Here is an 18,606-nt window from a genome sequence, read left to right as displayed (position 1 = left end):
CGATCGGCCGCGCCGCGCCAGAGCTTTGGCTGCGGGGTTAGCTGCCGCGATAGGTCGAATAGCCAAAGGGCGACACGAGCAGCGGCACATGGTAGTGGGCGGCGGGGTCGGAAATCCCGAAACGGATCGGCACCACGTCTAAAAACCGCGGCGCTTCGGGGGGCGTGCCCGACGCGTCAAGGTAATCGCCCGCCGCAAAGACCAATTCATAAACGCCCACGGCAAAATCCTCTTTGGGCAGGATCGGCGCATCGGTGCGCCCGTCGTCATTGGTCACCATGGTGGCCAGATGGCTGCGCGTCTCGCCGTTGATGCGGTAAAGATCAATGCGCAATCCGGCGGCGGGGCAGCCTTTGGCCGTGTCGAGAACATGGGTGGTCAGATAGCCGTCAGCCATGAGATGCTCCTTTGACGTGCAGCTTTGCATATGCTTGCCTGATTGATACGCGCATCCTGTCTGGCAAAGCACCCCTGAAAGTGTTTCTTGAAAAAATTGATAATGCATAGGGGCCGGATCGCTTAGAAATTTGGCAAAGGGGACGACAAGATGCAGCGATATGAGCGCGATATGCTGGGCTATGGGGCCGATGCGCCCGATGCGGCGTGGCCGGACGGGGCGCGCGTGGCGGTGCAATTCGTGCTCAATTACGAAGAGGGCGGCGAGAATTGCATCCTGCACGGCGATGGCGCGTCAGAGGCGTTTTTGTCCGATATCGCGGGGGCCGCGCCATGGGCGGGGCAACGCCATTGGAACATGGAATCGATCTATGAATATGGCGCGCGGGCGGGGTTCTGGCGGCTGCACCGTCTGTTCACCGGCGCGAATATTCCGGTGACGATCTACGGCGTGGCCACCGCCTTGGCGCGCAGTCCGGCGCAGGTCGAGGCCATGCAGCAGGCGGGTTGGGAGATCGCAAGTCATGGCCTCAAATGGGTCGAGCACAAAGACATGCCCGAGGCCGAGGAGCGCGCCGCGATTGCCGAGGCGGTGCGGCTGCACAGCGAAGTGACGGGCACGCGCCCGCGCGGATGGTACACAGGCCGGTGCAGCGAAAACACCGTCCGCCTTGTCGCCGAAGAGGGCGGGTTTGATTATATCTCCGACACTTATGACGACGATCTGCCCTATTGGATCGACGTGCAGGGGCGTGATCAATTGATCATCCCCTATACGCTCGAGGCCAATGATATGCGCTTTGCCACGGCTCCGGGCTATATCACCGGAGAGCAGTTTTTCACCTATCTCAAGGATGCGTTTGACGTGCTCTATGCCGAAGGCGGGGCGGGGGCGGCCAAGATGATGTCGGTCGGCCTGCATTGCCGGTTGATCGGACGGCCCGGAAAACTGGCGGGTCTGAAAAAATTCATCGACTATATCCAAGGGTTTGAGGGCGTGTGGTGCCCGCGCCGGATTGATGTGGCCGAGCATTGGGCCAAGACGCATCCGCCCAAACGGATCGAGCGGCCCAGCCGGATGAGCCAAGCGCGTTTTGTCGAGGCCTATGGCGGCGTATTCGAGCATAGCGCGTGGATCGCCGAGCGCGCGCATGGGCTGGAGCTTGGCCCCGCTCATGATTGCGCGGCGGGGGTGCATAATGCGCTTGCGCGCATTTTCCGCAGCGCCTCGGAGGCGGAGCGTTTGGGCGTGCTTAAGGCGCATCCCGATCTGGCCGGAAAGCTCGCAGCGGCCAAGCGTCTGACCGCGCAAAGCACCGCCGAGCAGGCGGGCGCGGGATTGGATGCGCTGACCGACGCCGAGCGCGCACAGTTCACGCAAATGAACACCGCCTATGTGGAAAAACACGGGTTTCCCTTTATCATCGCCGTGCGCGACCATGATAAATCCGGCATTCTGGCGGCCTTCGAGCGCCGCATCGGCCATGACCGCGACAGCGAATTTGCGGAGGCCTGCCGCCAAGTCGAACGCATTGCACGGCTGCGTCTAGAGGATCTGTTTTGAGTTATGCCTTCCCCATGGGCGGCCACCCGTCGCAGGACCAAGACCCCGATGGCCGGGCGATCTTTACCGAGGCCTACGCCCTGCTGCCCGCCGAAACGATGCGCGATATCGTGACCTCGTTCCTGCCTGGATGGGTGCAGACCCGCGCGTGGATTTTGGCCCGCCCGTTGACGGGTTTTGCCGAAACCTTTGCGCAATATGCGCTCGAGATCGCGCCGGGGGGCGGCAGCCACACGCCCGAACCCGAACTGGAGGCGCAGGGCGCCTTGTTCGTTGCCCATGGCGCGGTGCGTCTGACCTTGGGCCGCGACACCTATGATCTGGAGGCAGGGCATTTCGTCTATCTGCCGCCTGCCGCCGTGTGGTCCTTGTGGAATGTGTCGGATGCGTCCGCAGGGGTGCACTGGATCCGCAAACGCTACAACCGCATCGCCGATATGTTGCCGCCCGAAGCCTTTGTCGCGCATGAACGCGACGTGACCGCGTCGAATATGCCCGATTGCGATGGCAAATGGTCGACGCAGCGGTTTTTCGATCCGCTGGACATGCGCCATGATTTCCACGTCAATATCGTGAACTTCCTGCCAGGCGGGCGGATCCCCTTTGCCGAGACCCATGTGATGGAACACGGGCTTTATGTGTTGCAAGGCACGGCGCGCTATTTGCTCAACACGGATTGGGTCGAGGTGGGTGCGGGCGATTTCATGTGGCTGCGCGCCTTTTGCCCGCAGGCCTGTATCGCCACGGGCGAGGAGCCGTTCCGCTATCTGCTCTATAAGGACGTGAACCGTCATGTGGGGCTGACGCTTTGAGCGCGCGGATCGCCACCGAGCCGCTGACGGTTCAGGCTTTCGCGCCCTTCGGTGATGTGCTGGAGGCTGCGGGCGATCCCGACAAGATCATCAACCAAGGCCATTGCGGTCGATACCACGACCGTGCGCGATTGGATTTTGCCGATGGGCGCGCGGGGATCAGCATATTCAAGGCCGCGCCGCGTGCCTTGCCCTACCGGCTCGATTTGATGGAGCGCCATCCTCAGGGCAGTCAGGCCTTTGTGCCGATGAGCATGACCGAGTGGTTGGTGATTGTCGCCGCTGATGCGGGCGGCAAACCCGCCGCGCCGCGCGCCTTTATCGCCGCTGCGGGCCAAGGCATCAATTTGCTGCGCAGCACATGGCACGGGGTTTTGACGCCCCTGCATGCGCCAGGTCTGTTTGCCGTGATCGACCGGATCGGCGCGGGCGCGAACCTCGAAGAATACCCCCTTGATCAGCCGGTTCTGATCGAGAGGGGAGACTAACCGCCGAAAAGAGCGGGCAATCCAACCGGAAGGACAGATCGGAGAACATCAATGAGTAACGCAAGCCTCGGGACGCCAGAACAGCTGCGCGATCCCAATTATACGCCGCCAATGGCGCAAGCGGTGCCCTTGGGCATTCAACACGTCCTGGCCATGTTTGCCAGCAACGTCACCCCCGCGATCATCGTCGCGGGCGCGGCGGGCTTCGGGTTCGGATCGAATTCGCCGGAGTTTCCGAACCTGATCTATATGATCCAGATGTCGATGCTTTTTGCCGGCATCGCCACCTTGTTCCAGACCATCGGCATGGGGCCGGTGGGCGCGCGTTTGCCGATTGTGCAAGGCACGAGCTTTGCCTTTTTGCCGGTGATGATTCCAGCCGTGGCAGGGCAGGGGGCCGCAGGGCTGTCGGGGTTGATGACCGGCATTGTGATCGGCGGGATCTTCCATTTCCTGCTCGGCACGGTGATCGGGCGCATCCGCTTTGCGCTGCCGCCCTTGGTGACGGGGTTGATCGTTTTGATGATCGGGCTGGCGCTGCTCAAGGTCGGCATTCAATATGCGGCGGGCGGTGTGCCAAAGATCGGCAAGCCGGAGTTCGGCACGCTGGCGATGTGGCTGCCGGCCTTGGTCGTGATTGTCGTCTCTTTGTTTTTCAGCTTTTTCACCAAAGGGCTTTGGTCCGTGGCTTCGGTGCTTTTGGGACTGATCGCGGGCTATGTCGTCGCCTATCTGATGGGGCAGGTGAGCTTTGCCAATGTTGGCCGCGCGGCGATGTTCGCACCGCCCATGCCGTTCAAATGGGGCATTGAATTCAACGTGGCGACCATCGTGGGCATGTGTTTCATGGCGGTGATTTCGGCGATTGAAACCGTGGGTGATGTGTCGGGCGTGACCAAAGGCGGCGCAGGGCGCGAAGCGACCGACAAGGAAATCCAAGGCGCGACCTTTGCCGATGGTTTGGGATCGGCCGTCGCCGGTGTGTTCGGCGGTCTGCCCAACACCTCGTTCAGCCAGAACGTCGGGCTGATTTCGATGACCGGCGTGATGAGCCGCAATGTGGTGACCATCGGGGCGCTGTTCTTGATTGTCTGCGGGTTGATCCCGAAATTCGGCGCGATTGTTGCGACGGTGCCGATCAATGTGCTGGGCGGCGGCGTGATCGTCATGTTCGGCATGGTGGCCGCAGCGGGCATCAACATGCTATCGGATGTGAACTGGAACCGCCGCAATATGGTGATCTTTGCGATCTCCTTGTCGGTGGGCTTTGGCTTGCAACTGGTGCCCGAGGCGCTTCAGCACACCTCCAAGACGGTGCAAATCCTGCTCACCTCGGGCTTGCTGCCTGCGGCGGCTTTGTCGATCGTCCTCAATCTGGTTTTGCCGCAAGACCTCGATTGATCGGCTGATCCAAGATTGGCAGCGCCCGACACAGGGCGGGCGTGATAGCGCCCTCCCGCCCGATCCGGCGGGAGGGCGTTTTTTGCTACGGCCTCACCCGCGCGATACGCGCGCGCCCCGTGGGGGCGGTTCGGGCGCTGCCAAAGCGACGCTTTGGCACAACGGGCTCTTGGGTTTTGCGGTCTGCGCGCCTACATATGCAAGCCATATAGACAGCGCCCTCAAGGGCAGATAGACAGCAGCCCCATGGCCAAACCAAAGACAGACCCCAATTACAAAGTGATCGCCGAAAACCGGCGCGCGCGCTATGACTATGCGATCGAGGACGACCTCGAATGCGGCATCATGCTTGAAGGGTCCGAGGTCAAATCGCTGCGCGAGGGCGGATCGAATATCGCCGAAAGCTACGCCTCCGTGGACGACGGCGAATTGTGGCTCGTGAACGGCTATATCGCGCCCTATAAACAGGCCAAACAGTTCAAACACGAAGAGCGCCGCCGCCGCAAACTCTTGGTCTCGCGCAAGGAATTGGCGCGGCTTTGGGCGGCGACCAACCGCAAGGGCATGACGCTGGTGCCATTGGTGATGTATTTCAACCACCGCGGCATGGTGAAGCTGAAAATCGGCATCGCCAAAGGCAAGAAGAACCACGACAAACGCGACACCGAGGCCAAGCGCGATTGGGGCCGCCAGAAGGCGCGTTTGCTGCGCCACGGCGAATAGGCGCGCCGCACCTGCGATCTGCGACCATTTTCCATACAATCGCCGCCGTTTCGGGCGCGCCCCCCGCTTGCGCGAGCGGCCCAAGCCGCGTAGCAAGGGCGGGACTTTTGCGAAACCTCAAAGATTGATCATGGGAGCCCGACAGATGGCAAGCGATGATCCACAGGTGCTGGTCTCGACCGACTGGCTGGCACAGCATCTCAAAGACCCCGATATCAGGGTGCTGGACGCCAGCTATTTCCTGCCCGGTGTCGAGCGCGACGCGCGCGCCGAATATGCGCAGGCCCATATTCCGGGGGCGCGGTTTTTTGACATCGACGAGATCAGCGATCTGCGTTCGGACCTGCCGCATATGGTGCCGCCGGTCGAAAAATTCATGTCGCGGATGCGGTCCATGGGCGTGGGCGACGGGCATCAGGTCGTGGTCTATGACAGCCAAGGCATTTTCTCTGCGCCGCGCGTGTGGTGGCTGTTCAAGCTGATGGGCCAAAACGATGTTGCGGTTCTGGACGGGGGATTGCCCAAATGGGTGGCCGAGGGCCGCGCGACCGAAGACATGGCCCCGATCGTGCGCGACCGCCATATGACGGTGCGGCGGCAAAACCATCTGGTCAAAGACGTCACGCAGGTCTCTGCGGCCTCCAAGCTGGGCGATTACGAGATCATCGATGCGCGCTCTGCCGAGCGGTTTCGCGGCGAGGTGGACGAGCCGCGCGCGGGGCTGCGCCGCGGCCATATTCCGGGCGCAAAAAGCCTGCCCTTTGCCGATCTTTTGTCCTCGGCGGGCACTTTGAAAGGGCCTGCGGGGTTGAAGCTGGCCTTTGAGGGCGCGGGCGTCGATATGGATAAACCGGTGATCGCCAGTTGCGGATCGGGCGTGACGGCGGCGGTGATCTGTCTCGCGCTGGAGCGTTTGGGCAAATCCGACTACGCAGTATATGACGGGTCATGGGCCGAATGGGGGATGTTCCCCACCCTCCCCGTCGCCACGGGAGAAGCGTGATGTTTTCCAACCTCAAAGAACAACCGGCGGATAAAATCCTCGCCCTGATGCAGATGTATAAGGACGATCCGCGCGAGACCAAGATCGACCTTGGCGTCGGCGTCTACAAGGATGCTTCGGGCAATACGCCGGTGATGCGCGCCGTCAAAGCCGCCGAGCGCCGCCTTGTCGAAGAGCAGCAAAGCAAAGCCTACGTCGGCCTGCTCGGCGCGCCGGAGTTTTCGGATGCGATGATCGATCTGATCTTGGGCGATGCGGTGGGGCGCGCCAATATCGCCGCCGCCGCCACCCCCGGCGGCACCGGCGCGGTGCGCCAAGCCTTTGAAATGATCCGCATGGCCAACCCCGATGCGCGGGTGTTTGTCTCGGATCCGACATGGCCGAACCATTTGAGCATCCTCAAATATCTGGGGATGGAGGCGGTGCCGTATCGCTATTTCGACGCCGAGACGCGCGGCGTGGATTTCGCCGGAATGATCGCCGATCTGGGCGGGCTGCGCGCGGGCGATGTGGTGTTGCTGCACGGCTGTTGCCACAATCCGACCGGCGCGAATTTGAACCTCACCCAATGGCAAGAGGTCATTGATGTGCTCAACGCCAAAGGCGCGGTGCCGATGATCGACATCGCCTACCAAGGCTTTGGCGACGGGCTTGAGGCCGATGCGGCGGCGACGCGTTTGCTCGCCTCATCGGTGCCCGAATGTTTGATCGCCGCGAGTTGTTCGAAGAATTTCGGCGTTTACCGCGAGCGCACGGGGCTTTTGATGGCCATCGGCCAAGACAGCGGATTGCGCGCCGTGACCCAAGGCACATTGGCGTTCCTGAACCGTCAAAACTATTCCTTCCCGCCCGATCACGGCGCGCGGGTGGTGACGATGATCTTGCAAGACGAGGCCCTGCGCGCCGATTGGGCGGCGGAGCTGGAGCAGGTGCGCGGCTCTATGCTGGGCCTGCGCGCCGATCTGGCCCGCGAATTGCAGCGCCTGTCGGGCTCGGACCGCTTCGGATTTCTGGCCGAGCATCGCGGCATGTTCTCGCGCCTTGGCGCGGCGCCCGAACTGGTCGAGAAACTGCGCAGCGAGCACGGGATTTACATGGTCGGCGACAGCCGCATGAATATCGCGGGTCTGAACGCCCATACGGTGCCGATTTTGGCCAAGGCGATCATCGAGGTCGGCATCTGATCTGCCCCGCACCGCCCAAAGAAAAAGCCCCGCCGGATCGCTCTGGCGGGGCTTTTTTGTCGATCGTGTCGCGGCTTACAAAAGGCCCGCGTGCACCATCGCGTCTTTGACCAAAACCTTCGTCGCGTCCGACAGGCCGGTGAGCGGCAAGCGCACTTCGTCGCCGCACAGCCCCAGAAGCGACATGGCGTATTTGACCCCCACAACACCTGGCTCGGTAAAGATCGCCTTGTGTAGCGGCATCAATTTATCCTGAATTTCCAAGGCCTTCGCATAGTCCCCCGCCGCGCAGGCGTTTTGCAGATCGGCGCATAGGCGCGGCGCGACATTGGCGGTGACCGAAATGCAGCCGGTGCCGCCTTGGGCGTTGAACCCGTGCGCCGTGGGGTCTTCGCCCGACAATTGGATGAAATCCGCGCCGCAGGTCATGCGCTGCATGCACACGCGCGCCAGATCGCCGGTGGCATCCTTGACCGCGATGATGCGCGGCAGTTTGGCCAATTCGCCCATGGTTTCGGGGGTCATGTCGATCACCGAGCGGCCAGGGATGTTGTAGATCACGATCGGCAGGGTGCAGCAATCATGCACGGCTGTGAAATGCGCGATCAAACCGCGCTGCGTCGGTTTGTTGTAATAGGGCGTGACGACCAAAGCCGCCGTCGCGCCGACCTTTTCCGCATGTTGGATCAAGCGGATCGATTCGAGCGTATTGTTGCTGCCTGCGCCTGCGACGACGGGCACGCGGCCAGCGGCGGCGCGCACGACCTCCTCGACCACGGTTTCATGTTCGCGGTGGGTGAGCGTCGGGCTCTCGCCGGTGGTGCCCACGGGGACAAGGCCATGTGTGCCTTCGCCGATGTGCCATTCGACCAGCTTTTTCAGCGTCTCCAGATCCAGCTCGCCGTTTTTGAACGGCGTGACCAGTGCGGGCATTGACCCTTTCAACATGTGACGCTCCTTTTTTCAAAATGACGGGCGACAGGCCCGTGAGAGATATGCGGCGGACCTTACCCCTCCCTTGGCGCGCTGCCAAGTTTGTGAATGGACGGGCGGGGGCCACAGCTTTAGATTAGCGCTGTCTATCCTTTGCCTTGGCAGGAATTGCAAGAGATGTTGCGTATTGCGTCGATCATAGCGCTCGGTCTGTGCCTGCCCCAAGGGGCGGCGGGCGAGGCGGTTTCGGTTTCCTTGCGTCCGGTGATGCGGCCCGCTGTGAAACCCGCCGCGCATGTGCTTGCACCTGCGCCTCAACAAGCCGCACAGGCGCAAAGCGCGCAGCGGGCGCAAGAGGCGGGCAGCCCGCCGATTTCCGTGGCCGCCGTGATTGCGCCGCCGCCCTCGCGCCTTGCGCCGCGCCCCTTGGGCAGCGCGCTGCGGTTGGCCTCTGCGGGGCGTTGGGCCGATGCGGTGGAATTGTCCAAACGCGCTGATCCGCTCGGGCCTGACCTGATCGAATGGGTGAGGCTGCGCGCAGGGCAAGGCAGCGCCGAAGAGACGCTCGCCTTCCTTGATAAACATGGCGGTTGGCCCGGTTTGGAGTATCTGCGCAAGCGCGCCGAGCCTGCTTTCGAGATGGCCGATGATGCGCAGGTTTTGGCGTTTTACGGCGGCTATGGGCCGCAAACCGGCGCGGGGGTTTTGCGCTATGCGCAGGCCTTGATCGCGGCGGGGCAAGCGGCCAAGGCTGAGGCGCTGGTCACCGATGCGTGGCGCAGTTTTGATCTTGGCACCCGTGATCACCAACGGTTTTTGGAGCGGCACGGCGCGTGGCTGGCCCCGCATCACGGGGCGCGGCTTCGGATGGCGCTGTGGCGCGGGCTTGACGGCGATGCGGCCTTGATGGAGCCTTTGGTCGCCGCGCCCGATTGGGGTTTGGCCAAGGCGCGCCAAGCGGTGCAAAGCGGCGCGGCGGGGGCCGATGCGATGATCGCGGCCCTGCCGCTCGCGCAGCGCGGCGATGCGGGGCTGGCCTATGACCGCTTCCGCCGGATCATGAAAAGCGGCACCGCAGAAGAGGCCGCAGCCTTGATGCTGGCGCGCTCCGAGATCGCGGGCGGTTTGGGGCTGCCCGAGCGTTGGGCCAGCGAGCGGCGGTCCTTGGCGCGGCAATTGATGCGGGGCGGCAAGGCGCAACTGGCCTATCAACTGGCGGCGCAGCACCAGCTTTCCGAAGGGTCCAACTACGCCGATCTGGAGTGGCTGGCGGGCTATCTGGCGCTGCGCTATCTGGACAAGCCCGCCGTGGCTTTGGAGCATTTCGACCGCTTCCGCGCGGCGGTGCAAACCCCTATTTCATTGGGCCGTGCGGGCTATTGGATCGGCCGTGCCGCCGAGGCCTTGGGCGATACGCAGCGCGCGGCGCGCGGCTATGTCTTGGGCGCGCAGCATCAAACCAGCTTTTACGGACTGCTGGCCGCAGAGCGCGCCGGATTGCCGGTCGATAGCGATCTGGCGGGCGATGAGATTTTCGCCGATTGGCGCCGCGCGGAATTTTTGCAGCGCCCCGTCGCGCAGGTGGCGCGGGCGGCCTTGGAGGCGGGCGAGATCGGGCTGGCCGAACGGTTCTATACCCATCTCGCCGAGAGCCTTGACCGCACCCAGATCGGACAGATGGGCGCGATGCTCGAGGCGATGAACCGCCCGCATCTACAGGTCATGGTCGGCAAGCGTTCGGCGCGCGAGGGGCATGTGTTGCCGGGGCCATATTATGCTTTGCATGAAATGCGTTACATGGATTTGCCGGTGGCCAAGGAGATGGCTTTGGCGATTGCGCGGCGCGAGAGCGAGTTTGACCCGCGGGTGCGCAGCGGCGTGGGCGCGCAGGGGTTGATGCAACTGATGCCTGCCACGGCCAAGGAAGTAGCGCAGGGGCTCGGGCTGGCCTATGACGCGCGCCGTTTGGGGCAGGACTGGCGCTATAACGCCGTGCTGGGCAGCGAATATCTGTCGCAGATGGCAGCGCGGTTTGACGGGAATGTCATCATGATATCAGCGGCTTACAATGCCGGCCCGTCGCGTCCGATCCGCTGGATGGAGGAGTTTGGCAATCCGCTCAACGGCGAGATCGATATGGTCGACTGGATCGAACATATCCCCTTTCGCGAGACACGAAACTACGTGATGCGGGTGGCCGAGAGCTTGCCGGTCTACCGCGCGCGCCTTGGCGGCGATGCGCTGCCCATGCCCTTCAGCGCGGAGATCAGCGGCCATAGCTTGCGCCCGCCGAGCGAGTGACGCGGCGGCGCGCAAAGGGGCAAAACCGGCTGCCTGTATCACGTCGGTAAAACGTCGGTATTGCGTCGGTGGCGTTTCGGGATGTCCGGATGCGGCGCGAGGGGCCACGGCGAGCGCACCGCCCGCCGCATGATCCGACGCGAGAACCAATGTCGTTTGAAAGACCGCTGGGGCTGCGTGAGCGGCCGCGCCACTGTCCCGCGCACTCGCAAGATCTGCGGGTGTCGGCCCGTTCGTGCAAGTGCTCCGATCAGCGCCACAGGGCAGCAGGTCAGCCCAAGCGCGGCCGTCTGGCGCGCTTGGGCATTGGGGTCAGGCCGCTTTCTTGCGACGCGCGAGAGCGCCCATGCCGATCAGGCCGGCCGCAAGCAAGGGAAATCCTGCCGGCAGAGGGACGTCGGGAATGCCACTCGTTGTGTTGATCGTCAGGCTGTAGCTATGCACTCCGCTGTTGCCTGACGGCACGACCCCGAAGCCGTATGTGCCCGCGGGAAGGGTCCCGAGTGATGCGAAAATATCCGTTCCAGAAGAGCCAGAACCCGCGAAGCTGAAGCAGCAGCCGCCACCGTCGTCATAGAGGGTCCCGAACGTCAGGCCCGAGATGGTTGTCAAATCGACTGTGAAATCTCCGCTCACGGAAAACTGGAAGGTGTCGAATTCATCTACACCGTCACTTGTGCCGGAGCCTCCGGCATCAAGGGTGCCGACAATTGTGTAGCTTCCTGCGGTCGTGAGATCAAAGAAAGGATTGGCCGATGAGCCAACAGTGGACAGGAAATTGGTGAGGTCTCCGTCAATGGCTTCATCATGGAATGTTGCGGCGCCTGCCGCGCCCGCAGTGAGCGCCAAGGCCGTGGCGGCGATCGTAAAATACTTCATATGTCCCCCAGAAAAAAGGTTGAGTTAAGGATTGTTCAATCCGTCCAGAGTTCCGCAAGACTGGGGTGTGAGTCAAGGGGCGCGCCCCTTGCGCCGCGCGGGGCACGGCACTCCGCTTGAATATCCGGCATTGTGTCCCAGATGAAAGCAAACCTGCGACCGCAAGAGGGGGGGGCGTGTTTTTTGGCCCGCAGGCGCCGCCGCCCGCATCTCGCGCCGCCGCGCGCCCCGCCTATGCCGCTTGGCGTGCGCGCCACAGGGTGAACAGACCGGCGCTCACGATGATGCCCCCGCCCAAGGCGACGTGATGGGGCACGACCTCGCCGAAGACCATCACCCCGATGCCCGAGGCAAAGACCAGTTGTAGATAAGCAAAGGGCTGCACCGCGCTGGCCTCGGCCACCTCGTAGCAGCGGATCAACAGGTAATGCCCCAGCGCGCCGGTCACGCATAACAGCGCCATCCAGCGCCAGTCATAGGCGCTCATCGGCTCCCATGTGCCGATGCCCACGGCGGTCAAAACCACCGCCCCCGTCACGCCGGTCCAAAAGAAGCTGGTGGCGGCGCTGTCGCGGCGGGCGGCATAGCGCGTCAAAAGCCCGTAGAGCGCGAACATCAAGGCGGCGATCAAAGGGATCACAGCGGCGGGGCGAAACACCCCGAAACCGGGTTGCAAGACGATGATCACCCCGACAAACCCCGCGCCGATCGCCGCCCATCTGCGCCATCCGACGCGCTCGCCCAAGACCGGCCCAGACAGCGCCGCGATGAGCAGCGGATAGCAGGCAAAAACTGCGTGGCTTTCCACCAGCCCGAGCAGTTTGAACCCCAAAACCATGACGCAGATTTCCGCCGCCAGAAGCGTGCCGCGCAGGATTTGCAAGACGGGCTGATCGGTGCGGGCGGCGGCGCGCAGGCCTCCGGCCTTGGCGCTGGCCACGGCGATGACGAAAACCGCGAAGAACCAATAGCGGATCATCACCACCATGCGCACATTGTATTCGCGCACGAGATATTGCGAAATCCCGTCTTGGGCGGCGAAGACAAAGGTCGTGGCGATCATCAAGATCACCCCGAGGCGGGTGTTTTGCGCGGCGCTCATGCGGGCGGGCTTTGCGGATCGGTCTCATTGCGGGGCGCGGCGGGACCCACGGCGGAATCCACGGCTGGACCAGCGGCGGGCATCTGCGCCGTGGTCATATGGCGCTTGCGGCCAAAGCCCTTGATACGGCGCACGTCAAACCCCGCCTCGGCCAGATTGCGGCGCACGAAACCGGCGGCGGTATAGGTGGCCGCCGTGCCCATCGGGGCGGTGCGGCGGGCAAGCGCGCGCATCAGCGCCGCATCCCATAGCTCGGGGTTTTTGGCCGGAGAAAACCCGTCCAGAAACCACGCATCGGCGCGGCCTTGCCACTGCGGCACGGTCTCGCGCGCATCGCCCTCGATGAGGGTGAATTCAAGATCGGGCAGCGAGAGCTGCTTTGGCGAGGCTTCGAGGCGGGGCATCAGATCGTCGCTTATCTGCGCGATCTCGGCAAAGGCCCGATGGGCGCGGCGCATCTCGGCGGCCTGCATCGGGAAGGCCTCGAAGGAGGTGAAATGCAATCGCCCCTGCGCGCCGCTTTGCCGCCACAGGCGCAGCGCCGCCAATAGGTTCAGCCCCGTGCCAAAGCCAAGCTCGGCAATGTGGAAGCCGTCCGCAAAGCGTTCGGGCAAATCGTTGCCTTGCAAAAACACATAGGCGGTTTCGGCCAGCCCGTTTTCGAGGCTGAAATAGGGGTCGTCGAAACGGGTCGAGACCGGCACACCGCTGTCGCGCCATGTGAGGTCTGCGTGCTGGCTTTGCATCGCGGGGTCCCTTAGAGAAGCAGTGAAAACCGGCGCGCCGTGATCGGCCGCGCCCGCCCAAAATGCGCAGGCTGCGGGCAAATGGCAATGGGGGCGATGGATGGCTGTGGATGCTACGGTAAGGGGGGCGGGGATTTTCGGCCTGTCGGTGGCGTGGTCCTTGATCTTGCGCGGGGCGCGGGTGCGGGTGATTGACCCCCACGGCGTGGGCGCGGGGGCGAGCGGCGGCGTGGTCGGGGCTTTGGCGCCGCATGTGCCGGAAAACTGGAACCCGAAAAAAGCCTTTCAACTCGAGAGCCTGTTGATGGCCGAGGCCTATTGGAAGCAGGTCGAGGCGGTGTGCGGCTTGCCCTCGGGCTATGCGCGCCTCGGGCGGGTGCAGCCCTTGGCCGATGCGCGGGCCGTGGATCTGGCGCGCGGGCGCATCGCGGGGGCGCAGGCGCTATGGCAAGGGCGCGCGGCGTGGCAGGTTGTGGGTATGCGGGCGGATGCGGGCGCAGAGGCCAGTGCAGAGGCCAGTCCAGAGATCGGTGCACGGGGCAGTGCAGATACGGTTGCCGATACGGTCGCGGCATGGGGCGCATGGCGGCCGCATAGCCCGACGGGATATTACGTCTATGATACGCTCTCGGCGCGGATGCATCCGCGCATGGCGGCGCAGGCCTTGGCCGAAGCGATCCGCGTCAAGGGCGGCGAGATCGTGCAGGTGGGGGCGGACGAGGGCGCGGTGATCTGGTGCACCGGCGTGGCCGATCTGGAGGCGATATCGGCGGCGCGGGCGCGCCCCGTGGGCGGCGGCGTCAAGGGGCAGGGCGCTTTGCTGCGCTATGAGGCCTCGGGCTTGCCGCAGATATTTGCGGGCGGGGTGCATGTGGTGCCCCACGCGGATGGCACGGTGGCCGTGGGCTCGACCTCGGAGCGCGCGTATCGCGATGCGCGTAGCACCGATGCGCAGCTGGATGCGGTGATCGCGGCTGCCCGCGCGGCCTTGCCCGCTCTGGCCGATGCGCCGGTGATCGAGCGCTGGGCAGGGGTGCGGCCCAAGGCGCGCTCGCGCGCGCCGATGCTGGGCGCGCATCCGCTGCATGAGGGGGCCTATATCGCCAATGGCGGGTTCAAAATCGGCTTTGGCATGGCGCCCAAAGCGGGCGAGGTTATGGCCGATCTGGTGCTCGGCGGGGCGGCGGATATTCCCCAAGGCTTTGAGCCGGAAGCGAATTTTTGAGCCGTGCAGCGATGGCGCAGTCCATAGGGCGCGAAACTCACAAGGCGCGCAGTCCATAGGGCGCGGACCCTACAGGGCGCGGCAGACAGGAGAGACGACAATGCAAGACATGCAAGCGGCGGGCGGCCCCGCTGTGCAGAGCCTTGACCATCTGGTGCTGACGGTGCGCGATCTGGACCGCAGCATCGCCTTTTATCAGGCGCTGGGTATGCGGGCCGAGTGGTTCACCCCGAAGGGCGGCGCGCCGCGTCCGGCTTTGGTCTTTGGCGCGCAGAAAATCAACCTGCATGTGCTGGGCGCCGAGTTCGAGCCGAAGGCGGCGCAGGTGGCCGCAGGCTCGGCGGATTTGTGTTTCCTGTCGCAAACGCCGCTTCAGGAGTGGGCCGCGCATCTGGCCCGCGCGGGCATCGCCATCGCGCAAGGCCCCGTGGCGCGCACGGGGGCGCAGGGGCCGATCCTGTCGATCTATCTGCGCGATCCCGATGGCAATCTGATCGAAGTGTCGAACCGGCTCTAGGGCGTCATTGCTCCGCCTCGCGGCGCAGCGCCTCCATCAGATCGGCGAGCATGTTCGCCGTCGTCTCGCGCGTCAGCCGCCCCTGCGCGTCAAAGGCATTGCGGCTGTCGCCAAGCATCACATCCGGCCCTGCGATGATGCGCGCGCGAAACGGCGTCAGGCAGGCGCGCAGCATGACTTGCGCGCGCGCGCCGCCGGTCATGCCCGCCGCAGCGGTCATGATGGCGACGGGTTTTGCGGCAAAGGGTTTGATCGGCGTGCGGCTGACCCAATCGAGCGCGTTTTTCAAAACCCCCGATACGGCGCTGTTGTATTCGGGGCTGGAGATGATCACCGCGGGAGCGGCGGCGATGGCCTCGGCCAAGGCGGTGACCGCTTCGGGCATGCCCGCGTCCTCGATGTCTTGGCTATAGAGCGGCAGGTCGAGCGAGGGCGCCGCATAGGGACCGCCATAAAGTCGCGCCGCCTCGGCCAGCAAAAGCGCATTGGTCGATCCGGCGCGCAGCGCGCCGCACAGGCCGATCACGGGAGCAGGGGACGACATGGGCAATTCCTTCCAAAGAGTGACGCGCCCCACCCTAGAGCCTTGCGCCGCCATGAAAAGGCCAAAAGAAAACGCCCCGACCTATGGACAGGCGGGGCGTTTATAGATGGCGATGCGGCGCGGCGCGGTTTAGGCGTTCGGCAAGATCACGATTTCAACGCGGCGGTTTTGCGCGCGGCCCTCGGGCGTCAGGTTCGAGGCAATCGGTTGATCCTCGCCGCGGCCCGTCGTCACGATGCGCGAGGGTGCAACCCCCGACGCGATCAACACATTGGCCACGGTGCTGGCACGGCGCGCCGACAGGTCGAGGTTATAGGAGGCCCCGCCGGTGTTGTCGGTATGGCCCAGAACCTGCACGGTGGTATTGGGGTAATCGTTCAGATTGGCCGCGACGGTGCGCAGATCGCTTTGCAGATCGGGGCGCAGCGAGGCGCTGTCGGTGGCAAAGAGGATGTCTTGCGGCAAGGTCACGATCAACCGGTCGCCGGTGTTGCGGATGGTGACATTGTCATTGCCCAGATCGCGGCGCAATGCGGCCTCTTGTTTGTCGAGGTTGTTGCCGATGGCCGCGCCTGCGCCCGCGCCGACCAGCCCGCCGATCACCGCGCCTTTGGCTTTGTTGTCCGAGACCATGGCGCCCGCGGCGGCGCCGACGAGGCTGCCCAAAAGCGTGCCTTGTTTGGTGTTTCGCTGCGGATCATCGGGGTTCATCATCGCCGGATCGGTGCAAGCGGTCAGCGCGATCAAAGAGGCCGCGCCAAGCGCGAGAGCGGATTTGGGAAAGGCGCGGGGGCGCGCGGCGGCGGTTTGTGTTTGGGTCATGTCTTTGCCTCGGTCATTTGTGCCCGTCTCGGGCGGGGTTTTCCCTTATATAGGCCGAGTTTGCGCGCGGCCCAACAGGGCGCGCGGGCGCAGGCGGCACCAATCGGCGGAAAATAGCGCATCGCCTATCCGTCGCGGCGGGCGCTTTCATAGGCCAAAAGCGCGCGTTTGACCGGCAGGCCCCAGTGGTATCCGCCAAGCGCGCCGGATTTGCGCAAGGCGCGGTGGCAGGGGATCAGCCAGCTGACCGGATTGCGGCCCACGGCGGTGCCGACGGCGCGCACGGCGCGGGGGCTGCCGATGGCACCTGCGATCTCGCTATAGGTGGTGACATGGCCCGAGGGGATGCGCAAAAGCGCCTCCCAGACCTTGATCTGGAAGGGCGCGCCGATCAGATGCAGGCGGGTTTCGCCGCGCTGGGCGAGCGCGGCCTTTGCCATGGGCGCAAGGGCGCGCGGGTTTTCGGCAAACCGCGCCTTGGACCAGCGCGCGCGCAAATCCGCCATCGCCGCCTCGGGTCCGGTTTCGGCGGCAAAGGCCAACCCGCAAAGGCCGCGATCCGTGCCCATGACCAACGCGGGGCCAAAGGGGCTGTCGAACCAGCCCCAATGGATGGTCAGCCCTTCGCCCTTGCGCGCAAAATCACCCGGGCTCATGGCTTCCCACCGCACGAAAAGATCATGCAGGCGGCTGCTGCCGGACAGGCCGATGGCGTGGCTGGTTTGCAATGTGGTCATGCGCTCGCGCAGCATCTGTTTGGCCTGATCGAGGTGCAGATATTGTTGGTAGCGCTTGGGCGAGATGCCCACCCATGCGGAGAACAGCCGCTGGAAATGCGCGGGGCTCATGCCGATCTGCGCCGATAGGGCCTCCAGCGAAAGCGGCCCATCGGCGGCGTCGATCGCCTCGATGGCGCGGCGCATGACGGCGTAGTGATAGCCGCCCTGCGCGGCGGCATCGGTCTGGGCAGGCGCAAGGTCGGGGCGCGGGTCAGGGGCGGCGGGCGACGCCGCATCGGGGGCTGCCTTGGGGGGGCATTGTGCGGCTTGGGTCATGGTCACACTCTCATGGCTTGGATGAGACGAGCCTAGCGAGCCGCGCGCCGCCGCGCGACCCGAATTTTGCGCAATCGCGGCGGCGCGGACAAAGAGAAAGCGCGCCGGTGACTCACCCGCGCGCTTGGACCCTCACCGCGAAGCGGCGGAGCGCCTAGGCAACCAGCAGGTCCAGAAGCGACATATCCACCGGTGCCGTTTGGCGGATCATCTGCGCCTCGTCACGGGTCAGGCACATGCGCGCGGTCTGCGCATTCGGGTCGAAAATCCGGCTCTTCTTGCGCACCCAATCGGGCACATCCAGACGCAGCGCCATCTCGGCGTCCACGGTTTCGACCCAAAGCCCGCCTGCGTTGACCAATTCGTGCTGCTCCATCAAAATGTGATGATAGACCAGCCCGCCCATATTGGGATCGGGACGTTTGGAATGGCGGCGCGACAGATCGGAAACGCGGGCCAAGGCCTCGTCGGTGCCGTGATGCAATTGCACATCAGGCACGCGCAGCATCGCGCGATGCCCCGGTGCGAGGCGCAGCCGCTCGATCGGGCTGTCGCCGACGGGACCATCGCCAGGATAAAGCACGACCGGATCGGGCAAAGGCACGCCCTCGGGCGTGGTGCCGCGCATCCGTCCCATCCACAGGATCGGCTGCGCGCCGTGATCGCGGGTGATCATCTTGTCACCGGGGGCGAGCCATTCGACAGGCATCTCGCCATCGGTGGTCATCACAATCGTTCCGGGGCCAAAGCCCGATACAGGCGTCGTTGTCAGGTTCATGTTCATTGTCTCATGCCAGTTGCCCTATTACCCTGCGCCCAAGTTATTAATCGCGACTTGAATCGCCAAATCAAAAGCCTCGAAAGCTTGAGCAAAAATCATCTCGAATTTTCGTAAGTTTGGCGCAAACCCC

General features: G+C 64.1%; 19 protein-coding genes. 10 read left to right on the top strand and 9 right to left on the bottom strand.

Going from position 1 to position 18,606, the window contains the following annotated elements; genetic code table 11:
- Window positions 1-37: 37 nt before the first annotated feature.
- Entirely contained in the window at window positions 38-397 is a 360-nt protein-coding gene (gene uraH, locus ABWV64_RS06775) for a hydroxyisourate hydrolase (protein ID WP_353343497.1), read from the bottom strand.
- Between the two features lie 150 nt (window positions 398-547).
- Between uraH and puuE the strand changes: the two genes are divergently transcribed.
- The 7 genes from puuE to ABWV64_RS06740 all read left to right on the top strand — a co-directional run bounded on the left by puuE (window position 548) and on the right by ABWV64_RS06740 (window position 7,571).
- Window positions 548-1,960 (top strand): allantoinase PuuE, encoded by a 1,413-nt coding sequence (gene puuE, locus ABWV64_RS06770; RefSeq protein ID WP_353343496.1) that lies wholly within the window; start codon window positions 548-550, stop codon window positions 1,958-1,960.
- Window positions 1,957-2,772 carry a bifunctional allantoicase/(S)-ureidoglycine aminohydrolase gene (locus tag ABWV64_RS06765; RefSeq protein WP_353343495.1) on the top strand — a complete coding sequence of 272 codons (816 nt, stop codon included), beginning with the start codon at window positions 1,957-1,959 and terminating at the stop codon, window positions 2,770-2,772. Before puuE ends, ABWV64_RS06765 begins: the two co-directional genes overlap by 4 nt.
- Window positions 2,769-3,260, top strand: a complete 492-nt coding sequence (locus ABWV64_RS06760; RefSeq protein WP_353343494.1) for an ureidoglycolate lyase — start codon at window positions 2,769-2,771, stop codon at window positions 3,258-3,260. Before ABWV64_RS06765 ends, ABWV64_RS06760 begins: the two co-directional genes overlap by 4 nt.
- A 51-nt stretch (window positions 3,261-3,311) precedes the next feature.
- The gene (locus ABWV64_RS06755; protein ID WP_353343493.1) at window positions 3,312-4,661 is read left to right on the top strand and encodes a uracil-xanthine permease family protein; all 1,350 of its coding nucleotides are present in this window, start codon (window positions 3,312-3,314) and stop codon (window positions 4,659-4,661) included.
- Window positions 4,662-4,907: 246 nt separating this feature from the next.
- Complete coding sequence (gene smpB, locus ABWV64_RS06750) at window positions 4,908-5,384, top strand: SsrA-binding protein SmpB (RefSeq protein ID WP_353343492.1); 477 nt, start codon at window positions 4,908-4,910, stop codon at window positions 5,382-5,384.
- A 145-nt stretch (window positions 5,385-5,529) separates the two neighbouring features.
- A complete protein-coding gene (sseA, locus tag ABWV64_RS06745) occupies window positions 5,530-6,387 on the top strand; it encodes a 3-mercaptopyruvate sulfurtransferase (RefSeq protein ID WP_353343491.1) in 858 nt (285 codons plus the stop codon).
- Complete coding sequence (locus ABWV64_RS06740) at window positions 6,387-7,571, top strand: amino acid aminotransferase (protein WP_353343490.1); 1,185 nt, start codon at window positions 6,387-6,389, stop codon at window positions 7,569-7,571. Before sseA ends, ABWV64_RS06740 begins: the two co-directional genes overlap by 1 nt.
- A gap of 75 nt (window positions 7,572-7,646) precedes the next feature.
- On the opposite strand, the gene dapA is transcribed toward ABWV64_RS06740, so the two are convergent.
- Window positions 7,647-8,519 (bottom strand): 4-hydroxy-tetrahydrodipicolinate synthase, encoded by an 873-nt coding sequence (gene dapA, locus ABWV64_RS06735; protein WP_353343489.1) that lies wholly within the window; start codon window positions 8,517-8,519, stop codon window positions 7,647-7,649.
- Window positions 8,520-8,681: 162 nt separating this feature from the next.
- Between dapA and ABWV64_RS06730 the strand changes: the two genes are divergently transcribed.
- Window positions 8,682-10,805 carry a lytic transglycosylase domain-containing protein gene (locus ABWV64_RS06730; RefSeq protein WP_353343488.1) on the top strand — a complete coding sequence of 708 codons (2,124 nt, stop codon included), beginning with the start codon at window positions 8,682-8,684 and terminating at the stop codon, window positions 10,803-10,805.
- A gap of 312 nt (window positions 10,806-11,117) precedes the next feature.
- Here ABWV64_RS06730 and ABWV64_RS06725 read toward each other — a convergent pair whose 3' ends face one another.
- The 3 genes from ABWV64_RS06725 to mnmC2 form a co-directional block, all read right to left on the bottom strand.
- The gene (locus ABWV64_RS06725; protein ID WP_353343487.1) at window positions 11,118-11,684 is read right to left on the bottom strand and encodes a VPLPA-CTERM sorting domain-containing protein; all 567 of its coding nucleotides are present in this window, start codon (window positions 11,682-11,684) and stop codon (window positions 11,118-11,120) included.
- Between the two features lie 232 nt (window positions 11,685-11,916).
- Complete coding sequence (locus ABWV64_RS06720; protein WP_353343486.1) at window positions 11,917-12,786, bottom strand: DMT family transporter; 870 nt, start codon at window positions 12,784-12,786, stop codon at window positions 11,917-11,919.
- A complete protein-coding gene (gene mnmC2, locus ABWV64_RS06715) occupies window positions 12,783-13,532 on the bottom strand; it encodes a tRNA (5-methylaminomethyl-2-thiouridine)(34)-methyltransferase MnmC2 (RefSeq protein ID WP_353343485.1) in 750 nt (249 codons plus the stop codon). The genes ABWV64_RS06720 and mnmC2 overlap by 4 nt, the downstream gene beginning before the upstream one ends.
- A gap of 100 nt (window positions 13,533-13,632) precedes the next feature.
- On the opposite strand from mnmC2, the gene ABWV64_RS06710 reads away from it, so the two are divergent.
- Window positions 13,633-14,757, top strand: a complete 1,125-nt coding sequence (locus tag ABWV64_RS06710) for an NAD(P)/FAD-dependent oxidoreductase (protein ID WP_353343484.1) — start codon at window positions 13,633-13,635, stop codon at window positions 14,755-14,757.
- Window positions 14,758-14,857: 100 nt separating this feature from the next.
- Entirely contained in the window at window positions 14,858-15,274 is a 417-nt protein-coding gene (locus ABWV64_RS06705) for a VOC family protein (RefSeq protein WP_353343483.1), read from the top strand.
- A 4-nt stretch (window positions 15,275-15,278) separates the two neighbouring features.
- Here the strand turns inward: ABWV64_RS06705 and ABWV64_RS06700 are convergent, their stop codons facing one another.
- From ABWV64_RS06700 to ABWV64_RS06685, 4 genes are all read right to left on the bottom strand, one after another.
- Complete coding sequence (locus tag ABWV64_RS06700) at window positions 15,279-15,818, bottom strand: NADPH-dependent FMN reductase (protein ID WP_353343482.1); 540 nt, start codon at window positions 15,816-15,818, stop codon at window positions 15,279-15,281.
- 129 nt (window positions 15,819-15,947) lie between these two features.
- Window positions 15,948-16,640 (bottom strand): YiaD family glycine zipper/OmpA-like lipoprotein, encoded by a 693-nt coding sequence (locus tag ABWV64_RS06695; protein WP_353343481.1) that lies wholly within the window; start codon window positions 16,638-16,640, stop codon window positions 15,948-15,950.
- Between the two features lie 125 nt (window positions 16,641-16,765).
- On the bottom strand, window positions 16,766-17,563 hold the full coding sequence (locus tag ABWV64_RS06690; protein WP_353344550.1) for a methylated-DNA--[protein]-cysteine S-methyltransferase: 798 nt from the start codon (window positions 17,561-17,563) through the stop codon (window positions 16,766-16,768).
- A gap of 286 nt (window positions 17,564-17,849) precedes the next feature.
- Entirely contained in the window at window positions 17,850-18,473 is a 624-nt protein-coding gene (locus ABWV64_RS06685; protein WP_353343480.1) for a Hint domain-containing protein, read from the bottom strand.
- Window positions 18,474-18,606 lie beyond the last annotated feature (133 nt).

The sequence above is a fragment of the Litorivita sp. NS0012-18 genome, from assembly GCF_040371945.1.
Taxonomy (GTDB): Bacteria; Pseudomonadota; Alphaproteobacteria; order Rhodobacterales; family Rhodobacteraceae; genus Litorivita.
The sequence above is the reverse complement of the archived record's forward strand: the minus strand, read 5'-3'. Positions and strand labels throughout refer to the sequence as shown.